The sequence below is a fragment of the Heyndrickxia sp. FSL W8-0496 genome (assembly GCF_038007825.1).
Taxonomy (GTDB): domain Bacteria; phylum Bacillota; class Bacilli; order Bacillales; family Bacillaceae_C; genus Heyndrickxia; species Heyndrickxia oleronia.
The window spans coordinates 4,366,827-4,382,949 of record NZ_JBBOXX010000001.1 but is presented as its reverse complement, the minus strand read 5'-3'; the positions used below and the strand labels follow the sequence as shown (position 1 = coordinate 4,382,949).

Below are 16,123 nucleotides of genomic sequence, written 5' to 3'. Positions count from 1 at the left end.
TGTAGCGAAATAACCTTTTAGCATTGTAATTTGGAGATTTAAGGAGAAATCAGAATGGCAGTACAGCTCAAAGCAGTAACTAGAGATAACTGGGAAGAGGCTTTAGCTTTAAAGGTTTCAGATCATCAACAAGTATTTGTTCCATCAGTTGCCGTCTCTTTGGCAAAAGTATTCATTAAACCTGATGGAAAAAATGTAGAATATCTACCATTTGCGATCTATGACAACGAGACAATGGTAGGATTTATCATGCATGCTTATGAAGAATCGACGAGTAATATGTATTGGATTAATGGATTTTTTATTGATCATATCCATCAAAATAAGGGATATGGAAAGCAATCAATGATTGAGATGATTCGCTGGATTCTTCAACGTTTTCCACAATGTCAGGAAATTCGCTTGACTGTTCACAAAGAGAATGAAATTGCCCGCCGATTGTATAAGGATTTAGGTTTCTTTCCTTTAGGACAGTCAGTTGAGGATGAAGAAATCATGAAACTAGAAATAAGTAAAAGTAGTTGGTTTTGTAGAAAAATTTGAGATTTAATTAAAGACTAAATCAAAGATGGATTTAGTTTTTTTATGGTTAAGTAACAGCCCTTATTGAATGGTCATAGTAAGGTAATCATGCATAAGACTGCACCTTCATGTTAGAAAAAATAATTGGACGTGCAGTTAATAGAGTTTTAATGAGCATAGTCATATTCCAAATAAATTGACTTATCCACAAAAAAAGTCAGGTAGAAAATTAGTTTCCTCAAATATATGTGTAAAAATTCTATTTATTTTCAATATTGTCCACAATATCAACAGTTTCATCCACAAAAACCATAATCATCCACAGAAAAAAGAACGTGTAATAAGAAAACGAATTATTTATCCACAATAGCAAAGGACTGGAAGATTTTATCTAGCATATCTAAGCTACCTACGAAAAAAATAAGAGTAAAAAGTAGGTGACAGAATGAAAAAATGGTTAATAATGATAAACGTAATTCTCCTAGCAGGAATACTTTCAAATCCAGTATCTGCTGCTTCCAATTTTCCTGTGCATTGGGGGTTTAATAAAGGAAAAAATGAACAGCAAGCAGAGGCAGGAGCAAAATATGATGAACTTTTAAAAAAATATCATGCGTTTTATAAAGGAAATCCAAATGATAAGGTTCTCTATTTAACCTTTGATAATGGATATGAAAATGGCTATACACCAAAAGTTTTAGATGTCCTAAAGAAGGAAAAAGTACCTGCTATCTTTTTTGTAACAGGGCATTACCTAAAATCAAAGCCTGATCTAGTAAAGAGAATGGTAGCTGAAGGACATATTGTTGGTAATCACTCATGGAGCCATCCGGATTTAACCCAAGTTTCAGATGAAAAATTAAGAGAAGAACTACGAAAAGTCAAAGATGAAACGGCTCGAATTACTAAACAAAAAGAAATGCTGTATTTACGCCCTCCGAGAGGGATCTTAAGTGAGCGAACCATGCAATTAGCAAATGAAGAAGGATATACCCATGTTCTTTGGTCCCTTGCCTTTAGAGATTGGAATGTCGACCAACAACAAGGGTGGAAATACTCCTATGATAATATTATGGCTCAAGTTCATCCAGGAGCGGTCATGCTTCTCCACACTGTTTCAAAAGATAATGCAGATGCATTAGAAAAAGTGATTAAAGATTTAAAAGCAAAGGGTTATCAATTTAAAAGTTTGGATGACTATATGGTAAAAGAGAGAGGAAAGAAGCCAAATAAATAAGTTAACCGATGTTAAGTTTCGGACATCATGTTCGAGACTTTTCTTTTTTACACAATGTCCCTCTGAATTCGTGCCCATTCTACTTTGTGATATAATACAGAAAAAACGTAGCCATGTAATAGCGGAGTGATAATTTTTGAAAAATGATAAAGATCTTTTAATAAAAGTAAAGCAACAGTTTCCATTAACAATTAAACGTTTAGGAATAAATGGTGAGGGTGTTGGCTATTTCAAAAAGAAGGTAGTATTTGTCCCGGGTGCTTTACCTGGTGAAGAAGTAGTTGTAGAAGTAACAAAAGCCCATCCTAAATTTGCAGAAGCCATCGTCAAAAAGGTACGAAAACGATCAGAACATCGAGTAAAAGCTCCGTGTATTGTTTATGAACAATGTGGTGGTTGCCAGCTTCAGCATTTAGAATATTCCCAGCAGTTGAAAGAAAAACGAGATATCCTCATTCAAGCATTGGAGCGTCATACTCGATTTAATATAGAAGAAATGGACATTCGACCAACCATTGGAATGGACAACCCGTGGCATTATCGGAATAAAAGCCAATTCCAATTGGGAGAGGATCATGGGAAAGTTATCGCTGGTATGTATAGTATTGACTCCCATCGATTGATTAATATACCAGAATGCATCGTTCAACAGCCAGTTACAAATAAAGTAACAAATATCGTCAAACAGATTTTAGCAGATTTTAGAGTGCCAATTTATAATGAAAAAACTCGAAAAGGCATTGTACGAACCATTGTCACTCGAGTCGGTGTTCAAACAGGTCAAGTTCAGGTCATGCTAGTAACAGTGAAAAAAGAACTGCCTCGTAAAGAAGCCATTTTATCAGAAATAAAAAAACGACTACCTGAAGTTGTATCAGTCATGCAAAATGTTAATCCAAAACGAACCTCTATTATTCTTGGGGATGAAACCATCCATTTAGCAGGTGATAAAATTGTAGAGGAACGTTTAGAGGAATTTACCTATGAGCTGTCTGCACGAGCATTTTTCCAATTAAACCCTGCACAAACCATTAGCCTTTACAATGAAGTCAAAGAGGCTGCAGCATTAACAGGAAATGAAAAAATTGTTGATGCCTACTGTGGAGTAGGAACTATTGGACTTTGGCTTGCAGATAAAGCAGGTGAAATTCGAGGAATGGATGTAATACCAGAGGGAATTGAAGATGCCAAGAAAAATGCAAGGAAGCACGAAAGAAAAAATGCATCTTATTTCACTGGAAAAGCAGAAGATCTCATGCCCAAATGGGTAAAAGAAGGCTGGAGACCAGATGTGGTAGTGGTTGATCCCCCGAGAACTGGGTGTGATGAAAAGTTTCTTGACACAATCTTGAAAGTAAAGCCGAAAAAGTTTATTTATGTATCATGTAATCCATCAACCCTTGCGAAGGATTTGCAGATGTTGGGAAAGAAGTATGAGGTTGAATATTTGCAGCCAGTAGATATGTTTCCACAAACAGCACATGTAGAAGTAGTTGGAAAACTCGTATTGAAAAACTAAGAAGCTGCCAATTGCCGCCTGCACGAAATCGTCAGGTGGTAACTTGGCAGCTTTAAAACTTTACAATAAAAAAAACTTCTTCATCAAAATAGGTGAATAAATTTACGCGTTTACATAGTGTTCTTGAAAACCTTACTTGAAAATAAATTGGTATTGATAGATTGAACAAGCAGAAGTTCTTTGATGAAATGAATTTTTTCAGACTGGAAGCTTCTAGAAATATGTTATCCTTGATAAAAGGAGTGGGTTATATGGATTTTTGTGAAAAGAGATAACTCTGATTTTAAAATTCTAAATATTTTGATTAATGCAACTGAACATTAGGAGGATGACTATGAATGTGAATAGTAAAGATAGGATATATAAAATAGAAGAAGTCCAAGAAAAAGAGCAATTTTCAGGAACATTTTATGCAATTTCAAATGGGGATAAGTTAACGGGGAGTTATGGTTATGCAAATCGTGCTGAAAAAATTAAAAATCAAATAAACACGAGATTCGGGATAGCCTCAGGCTGTAAAATTTTCACATCCATAGCCATTTGTCAACTAATTGAAAAGGGAAAAATACATTTCCATACAAAGCTTAAAGAGTGTTTGAGTTTTGAATTTCCTTATTTTGATGAAGGAATAACCATTCATCATCTACTAACCCATACATCAGGCATACCAGATTATTTCGATGAAGATGTGATGGATGACTTCGAGGAGTTATGGAAAACGATGCCTATGTATAATCTACGAAGGTTACAAGACTTTTTACCATTGTTTCAAAATGAAAAAATGACAACTGAGCTAGGTACCTTTCATTATAATAATTCTGGATATATATTATTGGGTCTGATTGTTGAGGAAGTTAGTGGCCTTGTTTTTAGTGATTATATTCATCAATTTATCTTTAAAAAGGCAAGTATGACGGATTCTGGATATTTTGAAATGGATGATTTGCCTGGGCGTGTGGCTCTCGGTTATATAAAAAAGCCTGATGGTGGATGGCGAACAAATATTTATTCATTGCCAGTTAAAAGTTCTTCTGATGGGGGTGCTTATGTAACAGCTGAAGATATGATCTCTTTTTGGGATGCTCTAATGAATGCTCGACTGTTAACAAAAGAAATGACTCAAACTTTGTTAACTCCACGTGTGCAGGTAAAGGATGATATTTATTATGGTTATGGGGGATATATGCAAACCAATTCGGAACATGTCGAAAAATACATTTTAATGGGCTATGACCCTGGTGTGAATTTTCGCTCTGTTCATTACCCTAATAGAAACCTTACGATTGTCGTTTGTTCGAATAAATCTGATGGTGCTTATGAAATGATAAAAACTATTGAAGCTAGTTATAAAAAATAATATAACTAAAAAAATCTGTATACAATAAAAAAACATGGGCTTGGTATAAACTTACCGAACCCATGTACAAAAGTTGTTTAATATCTCAGTAGGGCATAACCTAATTATAAAGATTTTAATCACAACAAATCATCTTTGTTAATAAATATAGAATGTGGAGACAAAATAAGCTTTCTTTGCTTTTAGGTTAATTAACCATCATACCAGGCATCATGTGAAGTGACATGTTTTGCGATTGAACCTGGGTATTAAGTGGATGCCCATGATAATGGTGAGCATGATGAGCATGATGATGAATTGGATATTCATGGTGGTGCATCATTCCACCACAACAAGGATATCCCATCATTTGATGCCCTGCTCCATAAGCAGGATGCCCCATTAACCATTCATGACCAACTCCATATGCAGGAGATCCATATCCCATCATATAGGGATTATAACCCATTCCATAACTTCCGAACATTGGATTCATTTTTTTCACCCTTTTCTTTGTAGTAAACTTATAACCAATTACATGCTATGCTATTAACCTGGGAAAGGAGCTTACTTTTATTAAAATGGGTGAATACCTAAAAATAAAGGGAAGGTTCCTTACTTTTTTGAAGCAAGAGAACCGTCCCTATGCTTCTAGAACAGGAATGGTAATAAGAAATGTTGTGCCTTTACCTTTTCGAGTTTCAATATCAATGCTTCCTTTTAGTTTATTAATGGTGCTGTAAACCATGAGCATGCCGAGGCCAGTGCCTTTTTCTTTTGTTGAGTAATAGGGTTGACCTAGGTGGGAGATTTGATCTCTTGTCATTCCGATTCCGGTATCTTGAATTTTGATCAGGATCTTTTGTTTCTTTTCTGAGATGTCGATCGTTAATGTTCCCCCGCCTGTCTCTTTCATTGCTTCAATTCCGTTTTTATATAAATTAATTAAGCACTGCTGAATTTGATTCCGATCATATCGGGTAAATAAAGTATTTGTAAAATGAAATTGAACCTCTACTTGATGCATGGTAGCAAAGGGAATAATCAAATCTTTTGTATATTCAGTTTCTGTGAAGAGATTGGAATAAACCATATTTTCAGATTGAGGCTTCGCGAACGAAAGATAATCACTCACAATTTTTTCGGCTCGATGCAATTCTTGCAAGGAGAGTTCGATATATCGTTTTTCCTCATTTGTGATGGTAGTTGACTGTTTTAATAATTGTAAAAAACCACTAGTTACTGTAAGCGGATTTCTTATTTCATGGGAAACGCTAGCTGACAATTCACTCACAACATTTAATCGTTCCGAGTGGACAAACTGTTCGCGATTTTTAATATTGGCGATAATTTGTTCAATTAAAATCATAATAATAAGAATAGCTCCAACATTTGTCATAAATGTGAGAAGGCCTACATACCAGAATTCACTATTTAAGCTGTTAAAGAAAGTACTTAATGAGGTTAAGTAAATACATGCTATTAGTGAGCAAACAAAACCTGCAAATAATACCCGTTTTTTTGAAGATAGCTTAATAAACCTACGATTAAACAACGGTATTAAGATGAAAATAATGGTTGAAAATAGAAAGGATTGGAATGTTCCTTCTCCCCCAACGTAAAAGCGATAGAGATTTAATAATATATAAAGTGGCCAAACAGCTTTATATCCACCATATAGGGCCACGATGATAAATGGGATATACCGAAGGTCAATAATAAATCCTAGTTTTATTTTGATAGGCATTGTAATGCAAAGAATCATCGTCACTGCCGAAAGCAAAATAAGTACGAACTTATTATTAGAATGTGGTCTATGTTCAAAAAAAATAAGAAAGATTAATACTGGAATTAATAGAAATAAAAAGTTTAATAATAAAGTTTCTAACAATGTTAAGCTTCCTTTCGGATATATTCATGTCCTTCTTAATTATGAGTCTTTGTACTAATATATCTATATTATATTAGCAAGTATTGATCATTACATTATATTATAAATCGTAGAAAGCAAAAAAAGCGATTGGACATTCTATCCAGTCGCTTTCTTTATTCAAAATAAGTAGGTTAAAGCAGGAAGCGTCTTTTGCTAAGTCCTACTGCTGCCGTATTTACACCTGATAAAGGATTTAGCGTTCTTATAAAGTTTGCAGCTCTTTGAAGTGAAAATGAAAAGACTTGTCTTCATTTAAACAGAAAAGAGCCTTATTTATAATATATAACTAAAGCACACAGCATAATGATGAGTGTAATGCTTCCAGTGACAAACAAATAGTTATACCTGAAAGTAATTAATTTTGATAAAGGTCTTCTATCTTTATCGGTCATCCGACTAAAAACATGCTGAAAACTTGCAAAGACAACATCAAAGAAACCTTTATTAACGACGAAAACAGTTAATGATAATAATAGGTAAAGAAAGCCTACAATAAAGGAAACATTAATATATGTCAGAAGATTAATGGAATGGTATGTAATAAGAGAAAGTAAAAAAATTAATAGTTGTGTTGCAATTAACCAAATGGAATATTTCCTAAACATGTCATCACCTCTTTCTAGTCCATGCAAATAAACTTCGTATTATAACAAGGCAGTTTTCGTATAGTGTGTCGCTTTTGTAAAAGCCCTACTTCCAGCTTTTACACTTAATAAATGTTCAGCGTTCTTCTATAGTTTGCAGCTCTTTTCTCAGTGGAGTGAGGGACATGTCGATCTTTAACCTATTTTTATTGGTTAAAAGATTATATAAATAGCAACATTGTTTAAGAAAAGAGCCTTTAACAAAGATGTTTTTCAGTTAATTTGTATAATGAACTTCTACTCCTTTATTTATTCCCAAAAATTAAGTATTAAAAAATTATAATGTAGTTTTAATTTAAAATAAACTGATAAACAGAAACTTAAATATTAGGACTAAAGTCATTATTCTATAAATATCAAATTATCTAAATATATTATATTATCAGAAATGTAACTATGCTAAAATAGCATGTAAAAAGCGTATTTTGAGCATAAAATAGAAAAAATATGTAAATTTCCCTAAAAATATAACATAAAAAAGTTAAAAATGTTTTGTTAAAATAATGTACAAATAGAAAGAAAATTATTATAATGTTAATAGAAAAGCTTTTTAGAATCTTTTTTAAAATCTTTTTAAAAAAATGGGGAAAAGGTGGAAAGTAAATGAAAAAGTCAAAATTTTATCTATTTACTGTACTTACTCTAGCACTTGCTCTAGTATTATCTGCTTGTGGTACAGGCGATAAAAAAGAAAGTGCTAGTAAAGGCAGCTCATCTGCTGATCAAGTACTTAACATGATTGAACCAACAGAAATTCCAACAGGAGACCCGACATTAGCAACAGACTCTGCAAGTTTCATTGTAATTGGACAAACAATGGAAGGTCTTTATACATTAAATGATAAAGATATACCTGTTCCTGCAATTGCTGATGGGAAACCAGAAGTAAGCAAAGATGGTACAGTTTATACATTTAAATTACGTAAAGACGCAAAATGGGCAAATGGTGACCCAGTTACAGCAAATGATTTCGTGTTCTCATGGAGAAGAGCCGTAGATCCTAATTCAGGTGCACAATATGCTTACATGTTTGCAGATGTTATTAAAAATGCGAGCGCAATTATGGAAAGTAAAGCAAAACCTGAAGATTTAGGCGTAAAAGCGATTGATGATAACACATTAGAAGTAACATTAGAACAACCAGTTCCATATTTAGATTCTTTATTAGCTTTCGGTACATTCGTACCTTTAAATGAGAAATTCGTTAAAGAAAAAGGCGACAAATTTGGTACTAACAGCGACAATATGCTTGCAAATGGTCCATTCAAATTAGCTAAATGGGATGGTACAGGCTTAACTTGGAAATATGAAAAAAATGATAAATATTATGATAAAGACGCTGTGAAATTAAAGGAAATTAATGTTCAAGTTTCAAAAACTCCAAACACTGCGGTTAACTTATATAACACTGGTAAGGTAGATCGTACAGGTGCATTAAGCGCTGAATATGCAAAACAATATGCAAACAATAAAGATGCAGTAAAAATGGTTGAATCAAGCTCTTGGTACTTAAAATTCAACCAATTACGTAATGGCAAGGAAACACCTTTAGCAAACGTAAATATTCGTAAAGGTTTAGCTATGGCGTTTGATAAAAAAGCATATACAGATACAGTACTTTCAAATGGATCATTCCCAAGTAATGGGTTAGTTCCTAAAGGTGTAGCAAAAGATCCAAGTGGTGAAAAGGACTTCCGTGATGTGAGTGGAGATTTATTAACTTACGATCCGAAACAAGCAAAAGAATATTGGGAAAAAGGTTTAAAAGAACTAGGTGTGAAGGAATTAACACTTGAATTATTAAGTGATGATACAGAAACTGCGAAAAAGACAAGTGAATTTTTCCAAGATCAATTACAAAAGAATTTACCAGGCCTGACAATTAAATTAACAAATGTTCCATTCAAAATCCGTATCCAAAAACAAAGCCAGCAAGATTATGATATCCAAATGGCTGGTTGGGGTGCAGACTATTTAGATGCAATGACATATCTTGATTTATTTGTAACTAATGGTGGTAATAACAAAGCGGGTTACTCTAATAAGAAATATGATCAGTTAATCAATGATGCAAAAGTAAAATACGCAAATGATCTTGAGAAACGTTGGGAAGTATTGTTAGAAGCTGAAAAGATTTTAATTCAGGAAGATGCTGCAATCGCTCCAATCTATCAAAGAGGTCACTTAACTTTAACACAGCCTTATGTGAAAAACTTTGAAGAGCATTTATTTGGCCCTGACTATACAATGAAAAATACTTATATTCAAAAATAAGTCAATTTTCAATAGAATTAATGGGACCAAAGTAAAGAGAGTATTTTTATTAAGAATACTCTCTTTCTCCTTTTAATCGTTCTGGTTGAAAATTTTAAATAATTCGTGATTAGGAGGCGGATTGAATGGCGAAATATATTTCAAAACGTATCATTTATATGATCATTACGTTGTTCATCATTTCATCATTTACGTTTTTCTTGATGAAATTATTGCCTGGTACGCCGTTTCGAGCGGAAGAGAAGCTAAACGATGAACAGAAGATCATCTTACAAGAAAAATACGGATTGAATGATCCAATTCCTGTGCAATATGGGCGTTATATGATGAATATTGCAAAAGGGGATTTAGGGATTTCATTCCAGTTTGATAATCAACCGGTTACAAAACTATTAATCAACCGAATGGGACCATCACTTCAATTAGGTTTCCAAGCCATGTTTATAGGAACATTAGTAGGGATATTATTAGGTGTTCTAGCTGCGATGTTCCAAAATACGTGGATTGATTATGGAAGTACATTTTTAGCAGTATTAGGTAAATCGATTCCTTCTTTCGTTTTTGCTGCTCTTTTACAGTATATTATAGGTGTAAAATTGCAATGGCTTCCAGTTGCCTCGTGGGATAGTTTTGCTTCATCAATCATGCCTACCATCGCATTGGCTATTTTCCCAATCGCAACAGCAGCCCGTTTCATGAGGACAGAGCTAATTGAAGTGTTAAGCTCAGATTATATTACTCTAGCAAAAGCAAAAGGAAATTCAAGAATGGAAATTTCATTTAAACATGCTGTCCGAAATGCATTGATTCCATTAATTACTGTATTAGGACCTATGGCAGTTGGTTTAATGACAGGTTCCATGGTAGTAGAACAAATCTTTGCCATTCCAGGGATTGGGGAGCAATTTGTTAAATCGATACAAACAAATGATTACCCTATCATCATGGGAACAACAATTTTCTTTGCATTCCTATTAACTTTAATTATCTTAATTGTTGATATTCTTTATGGAATCATAGATCCAAGAATTCGTGTAGCGGGAGGGAAAAAATAATGGCTGAAATGTTAGAAAAAATACCTAAAGAATTGCTCGAACCCGCTCCAATGAACCATGGAGAAAGTGAAGTAATAGCGAAACCGCAACTTTCCTTTGCTAAGGATGCATGGCTAAGGGTCAGAAAGAATAAAGGGGCAATTATTAGTCTAGTTTTATTAGTACTAATTATTCTTATGGCGATTATTGGGCCCCATCTTTCGCATTTTAATCCAAATACACAGGATCTTTCACGGGCGAATCTTCCTCCAAGAATCCCTGGTTTAGAAAAAATGGGTATTTTTGATGGAAGTCAAAAAATTGGTGGCGTTGAAACGAATGTTTATAAAGAACAGCATATAAAAGATTATTATTGGTTTGGAACAGATGGACTTGGCCGTGATCTCTTTTCAAGAGTATGGCTTGGAACAAGGGTTTCATTATATATTGCTTTTCTAGCAGCGATCATCGATATGGTCATTGGTGTAACCTATGGACTAATTTCTGGTTTTAAAGGCGGACAGGTTGACAATGTGATGCAACGTATATTAGAGGTCATCTCTGGTGTACCGAATTTAATTGTTGTTATTCTCATGCTATTAATTATGAAACCTGGGATATTATCAATTACCATTGCGATGGTTATTACCGGATGGATAGGAATGGCACGTGTTGTACGTGGACAAGTACTAAAACTAAAAGGTCAAGAATATGTCATGGCTTCAAGAACATTAGGGGCTTCAAATGGCAGAATCTTATTAAAACATTTATTGCCAAATTTATCAGGTGTCATTATTATCAATACAATGTTTACAATCCCAAGTGCGATCTTTTTTGAAGCATTTTTAAGCTTTATCGGTATTGGTTTACAAGCACCAAATGCATCGTTAGGAACATTAATTGAAGATGGATATAAAACATTCCAATTCTTACCTCATTTAATGATCATTCCTTGTTTAGTTATCTGTATTATTTTAGTTGCATGTAATCTAATTGGTGACGGACTTCGTGATGCATTTGATCCGAAAATGAGAGATTAAAAGTGAGGTGAAAAAGATGAAGAAAATGCTAGAAGTGAAAGATTTGAATATTTCGTTTCATACATTCGCTGGAGAGGTAAAAGCGATTCGCGGTGTAAACTTTGAATTATTTGAGGGAGAAACACTTGCAATTGTTGGAGAATCTGGTTCCGGAAAATCAGTTACCACTAAATCAATTATGAGATTGCTACCCCCAGGGAATTCTGAAATTAAGAACGGGCAAATTCTATTTAATGGAACAGACATAGCGAAAGCTTCTGAAAAGGAAATGCAAAAAATCCGTGGTAAAGATATTTCAATGATCTTCCAGGATCCAATGACGTCCTTAAACCCAACAATGACGATTGGTAAGCAAATTATGGAACCACTTTTAAAGCACCAAAAGCTAGGGAAAGAAGAAGCGAGAAATCGTGCAATTAACTTATTAAAGCTGGTAGGAATTCCGAAGCCTGAATCCCGTATGAAACAATATCCACATCAATTCTCTGGTGGGATGAGACAGCGTGTTGTTATTGCCATTGCTTTAGCTTGTAATCCGAAAGTGCTTATTGCCGATGAACCAACAACTGCTTTGGACGTAACGATCCAAGGTCAAATATTAGATTTAATGAAGGAATTACAAAAGAAAGTTGATACGTCTATTATTTTTATTACACATGATTTAGGTGTTGTTGCTAACGTAGCTGACCGTGTGGCGGTTATGTATGGCGGGAAAATTGTTGAAGTTGGAACAGTTGATGAAATTTTCTATAATCCAAAGCACCCATACACATGGGGACTGATTAGTTCTATGCCAAGCCTTGATGCGACAGAGGAAGAATTATATGCAATTCCAGGAACACCACCGGACTTGTTAAATCCGCCTAAGGGGGATGCATTTGCTCCACGTAACCCTTATGCGTTGAAAATAGATTATGAAAAAGAACCACCAATGTTCAAAATTTCCGATACACACTATGCGGCAACATGGCTGCTTCATCCAGATGCACCGAAAGTAGAACCACCAGAGGCAGTGAAGAAGAGAATGCATAAATTTATTGCTAAGAACAATGCTACTCCGAATAAGGAGGCAAACTAACCATGGCAGAAAAATTATTAGAAATTAAAAACTTAAAGCAATACTTTAATAAGGGAACATCAAATGAAGTACGTGCGATTGATGATATTTCCTTTGATATATATAAAGGTGAAACATTAGGTCTAGTTGGCGAATCAGGTTGTGGAAAGTCAACAACAGGACGTACGATCATTCGGTTATACAATGCAACTGATGGAAAAGTCCTTTTTAATGGAGAAAATGTACATGCGAAAAAGTCTAAAAAGGAATTAAAAAAATTCCACCAAAAAATGCAAATGATCTTCCAGGATCCTTATGCATCACTGAATCCACGATCAAAAGTTGCTGATATAATCGCTGAAGGCATAGATATTCACGGTTTAGCGAAATCGCCACAAGAAAGAATGGAAATGGTAGAACAACTCCTTGAAACAGTTGGCTTAAATCGTGAGCATGCGAATCGTTATCCACATGAATTTTCAGGTGGGCAAAGACAGCGTATCGGAATAGCTCGTGCACTTGCAGTAAATCCAGAATTTATCATTGCCGATGAACCAATATCAGCATTGGATGTTTCTATCCAAGCACAAGTCGTAAATTTAATGAAAAAGCTTCAAAAGGAAAAAGGATTGACTTATTTATTTATTGCCCATGATTTATCTATGGTTAAATATATAAGTGATCGTATTGGGGTAATGTATTTTGGTAAATTAGTGGAATTAGCACCTGCAGATGATTTATATAATCATCCACTACATCCTTATACACAATCGCTGCTTTCAGCTATACCACTTCCAGATCCAGATTATGAACGTACACGTGTTAGAAAAACTTACGATCCGTCTGTTCATCAATATGAACAAGGTGAAGAAGTGAAAATGCGTGAAGTAGTACCGGGACATTTTGTTTATTGCTCTGAGAAAGAATTAAAGCAATATCAAGCTGAATATAAGTAATCAGGAAGGGTTGTCATTTGGCAACCCTTTTTCTATGCAATTTTTCATCAATAACTTTGGCTCTTATCTCAATATTAGGTAAAGTCCTAACCAATAAAAATAGGATTAAACAGTTAAAATTTTTCATTTCACAAACTTCGTAGAAGAATTGACTCCTATAGTAGATTTAAAATTGTATTATGACTTTTACAAAAGCAATAAACCTATACTAAAGCATTCATATCTTTTAGTATGCTATACTAAATTTAACGGTTGTATGTACGTATGAGGAAGGGGAAAGAAGGATGAATGACAAAACTGTCCAGTTGATTGAATATGAAATTGCTTTACTTGTTCGATTGACAACAGCCCATAGTCCCCGGCTTGGTAGTCTAGACAGGGCAGAGTATCTATTATTAAGTCAACTTCAAAAATCTAGTCCCATTGCAATAAATGCCTTAGCAGAACAATTATTGCTTAATCTTTCTACTGCGAGTAGACAAATTGCTGTCTTGGAGAAGAAAGGGTATATTAAGCGCTTTCCTGACCCAATTAATGGAAGAATTAGTCTTATCGAGCTAACGGAGAAGGGATCGAATATTCTTAAAAAAGTACAAGATGCACGCTCTTCTGCTTATACTGAAATGCTAAATGAATGGTCACCAGATGAATTAATACAGTTAAAAGATAGTCTAACGCGTCTTAATCAAGATTTTAAAAAGTGGAGAAAGTAATCTATAGAGGGATAAAGTCTATCATCCCTCTTATTTGAGGTAAAAGAATATATGTAAAAAAATTCTATTGACCTTTTTTATATAAGTTGTATAATACATATTGTATTATGAAACTTATTGTGTTTAAAGGAATTTCCCTTTGTGGAGATTCTTTTTGTGTTTTAAAGAGCAATTTAGTGATGTAGTTCATTTATATGATTCATACTTTGAAGTCAATTGAAAGGAGGAAGATAGATGAATCAAGAGACCCCGAAGGGATTCATGGGAATTCCACAATATATAATTATATCCTTTTTGACTATTTTTGCTATAGGACCCCAATATTTTATAAATTTATCTTATTCAATGAATCAAGAAATTGTTCAAAATAGTCTACATTTCGATTCAGAAGGATTAATGATTCCGTCTATTTTAGCAAATATAGCTTTTGCTCTTGGTATTCCATTTGGACCTGTTTTAACAAGAGTATTAGGCTTTAAGAGAAATTACTTAATAATGGTATGTATCTTTTTACTTGGCTCGATCATTGGGGTAATATCACCTGATTTATTACTACTAATAATGGGGAGAGTCATACAAGGGGTTAGTGCAGGTATTTTGTTTTTAACCATTTTACCTGTCAGCTTAAGATCGTTTCCAAATAAAGTTCGAAATACCTTTTTGTTTATGGTAATTACCGGATTGTTTGGTGCAACTGCAATGGGAGCACTCTTCGGATCATTATCCCTAAGCGTTAATACATGGCGTTGGCTATTTATATTAAATATACTATCTGCTTTGCTATGCTTAATTGTAGGATACTTTGGTCTTCCGAGAAATGAAGTGCATGATCAACAAAAAGCAATGGATAAGACAGGGGGCTTTTTATACTGTCTTATGATGATTATATTGGCCATTCCTTTATGTAATTTAATGGAAAAAGGGTTTGCTTCACTATATGTGTGGCCATTTTTTGTTTTAGCCTTCATTTTGGCTATTTTATTTATCTTTATTGATTTAAAAGCGGAAAATCCATTAATTCCATTTCGAACTTTAAAAGCGGCAAAGCCTATTTCAGGAACGGTGATGGCGGTTGCCTCCCATGTATTGCTAGTACTATCGATTGCAGGGATAAATGGCTTTGTCCGTCATAATATGGATCTTCCATTTCATTATTTACTGCACTTTTATTTTTGGTTTTTTATTGGAATAGTAGTTACCGCAATTCTTCATACATTGCTTTATAGTGCTTTAGGTGCAGGTAAGTTAGGAATTGTTGGGTCATTAATTGTAATCTATGTAAGCTTTCAATGGAGAACGATGAGTCCTGAAATTTCTTTGTCTACCCTTTATTTTCAAATTGCATGTCTAGGTGCAGGGGTAAGTATGGTATTAGTTGGGGGGGCATTAGGAACAGCATTTGCAGGTGATTTACATTTTGCACCGATGCGTTCTGCTACCTTGCATTCTATTCGTAACTTTGTTGGGGCGATCATTACACCAATTGTAGGTTGGTTTATATCCACGCAAAATGCAATCCAATATGAAAATATCAGAGGGAATCTAGGACAATTTGGAGCGGAAACGAAATCTGAAATGGCTCAGACCATTTATCGATTAGTAGAGACAGGAATGTCAGCAAGTGAGGCAAAAACCTTAGCATCATATGAACTAATAGCCAATTCCAAAAAGGCAGCAATTCTAGGAGCCTATCATCATTTATTTACCATCATGCTAGGAGTGGCTGTTATTATGCTCATTGGCTCAATTGGTAAAATGGCAACTGGAAAGGGTATTGGTCTAGTAAAAAAGGAAAAGAAAAGTCAGGTTTCAAATGTAAAAGTAAACCCAAATCATATAAAATGAGAGGAGAAAATTG

The 16,123-nt window shown here is 34.3% G+C and carries 14 protein-coding genes; 11 read left to right on the top strand and 3 right to left on the bottom strand.

From position 1 onward, the window contains the following. Window positions 1-54: 54 nt before the first annotated feature. The 4 genes from NST63_RS22270 (at window position 55) to NST63_RS22255 (ending at window position 4,635) form a co-directional block, all read left to right on the top strand. Window positions 55-543, top strand: coding sequence for a GNAT family N-acetyltransferase (locus NST63_RS22270; RefSeq protein ID WP_212943959.1), 489 nt, complete (start codon window positions 55-57; stop codon window positions 541-543). A gap of 442 nt (window positions 544-985) precedes the next feature. Further along, the gene (gene pdaA, locus NST63_RS22265) at window positions 986-1,759 is read left to right on the top strand and encodes a delta-lactam-biosynthetic de-N-acetylase (protein ID WP_235813418.1); all 774 of its coding nucleotides are present in this window, start codon (window positions 986-988) and stop codon (window positions 1,757-1,759) included. Window positions 1,760-1,895: 136 nt separating this feature from the next. Beyond that, a complete protein-coding gene (gene rlmD / locus NST63_RS22260; protein ID WP_212943961.1) occupies window positions 1,896-3,278 on the top strand; it encodes a 23S rRNA (uracil(1939)-C(5))-methyltransferase RlmD in 1,383 nt (460 codons plus the stop codon). Window positions 3,279-3,612: 334 nt separating this feature from the next. Beyond that, window positions 3,613-4,635 (top strand): serine hydrolase domain-containing protein, encoded by a 1,023-nt coding sequence (locus NST63_RS22255; protein ID WP_212943963.1) that lies wholly within the window; start codon window positions 3,613-3,615, stop codon window positions 4,633-4,635. Window positions 4,636-4,822: 187 nt separating this feature from the next. Here the strand turns inward: NST63_RS22255 and NST63_RS22250 are convergent, their stop codons facing one another. The 3 genes from NST63_RS22250 to NST63_RS22240 all read right to left on the bottom strand — a co-directional run bounded on the left by NST63_RS22250 (window position 4,823) and on the right by NST63_RS22240 (window position 7,152). Further along, a complete protein-coding gene (locus NST63_RS22250; protein ID WP_212943965.1) occupies window positions 4,823-5,110 on the bottom strand; it encodes a hypothetical protein in 288 nt (95 codons plus the stop codon). A gap of 147 nt (window positions 5,111-5,257) precedes the next feature. Then, window positions 5,258-6,505: an ATP-binding protein gene (locus NST63_RS22245; RefSeq protein WP_212943967.1), complete on the bottom strand. Its 1,248-nt coding sequence runs from the start codon at window positions 6,503-6,505 to the stop codon at window positions 5,258-5,260. Window positions 6,506-6,816: 311 nt separating this feature from the next. After that, on the bottom strand, window positions 6,817-7,152 hold the full coding sequence (locus NST63_RS22240) for a DUF3899 domain-containing protein (RefSeq protein ID WP_212943969.1): 336 nt from the start codon (window positions 7,150-7,152) through the stop codon (window positions 6,817-6,819). Window positions 7,153-7,794: 642 nt separating this feature from the next. Between NST63_RS22240 and NST63_RS22235 the strand changes: the two genes are divergently transcribed. From NST63_RS22235 to NST63_RS22205, 7 genes are all read left to right on the top strand, one after another. Beyond that, window positions 7,795-9,465 (top strand): peptide ABC transporter substrate-binding protein, encoded by a 1,671-nt coding sequence (locus NST63_RS22235; protein ID WP_341043775.1) that lies wholly within the window; start codon window positions 7,795-7,797, stop codon window positions 9,463-9,465. A gap of 125 nt (window positions 9,466-9,590) precedes the next feature. Further along, window positions 9,591-10,520, top strand: coding sequence for an oligopeptide ABC transporter permease (opp3b, locus tag NST63_RS22230; RefSeq protein ID WP_212943973.1), 930 nt, complete (start codon window positions 9,591-9,593; stop codon window positions 10,518-10,520). After that, entirely contained in the window at window positions 10,520-11,539 is a 1,020-nt protein-coding gene (gene opp3C, locus NST63_RS22225; RefSeq protein ID WP_212943975.1) for an oligopeptide ABC transporter permease, read from the top strand. The genes opp3b and opp3C overlap by 1 nt, the downstream gene beginning before the upstream one ends. 16 nt (window positions 11,540-11,555) lie before the next feature. Next, entirely contained in the window at window positions 11,556-12,617 is a 1,062-nt protein-coding gene (locus NST63_RS22220) for an ABC transporter ATP-binding protein (RefSeq protein ID WP_212943977.1), read from the top strand. Window positions 12,618-12,619: 2 nt separating this feature from the next. Beyond that, window positions 12,620-13,552 carry an ABC transporter ATP-binding protein gene (locus NST63_RS22215; RefSeq protein ID WP_212943979.1) on the top strand — a complete coding sequence of 311 codons (933 nt, stop codon included), beginning with the start codon at window positions 12,620-12,622 and terminating at the stop codon, window positions 13,550-13,552. Window positions 13,553-13,836: 284 nt separating this feature from the next. Continuing rightward, window positions 13,837-14,265 carry a MarR family winged helix-turn-helix transcriptional regulator gene (locus tag NST63_RS22210; protein ID WP_058006377.1) on the top strand — a complete coding sequence of 143 codons (429 nt, stop codon included), beginning with the start codon at window positions 13,837-13,839 and terminating at the stop codon, window positions 14,263-14,265. A gap of 234 nt (window positions 14,266-14,499) precedes the next feature. Next, complete coding sequence (locus NST63_RS22205) at window positions 14,500-16,110, top strand: MFS transporter (protein ID WP_341043773.1); 1,611 nt, start codon at window positions 14,500-14,502, stop codon at window positions 16,108-16,110. Window positions 16,111-16,123: the final 13 nt, after the last annotated feature.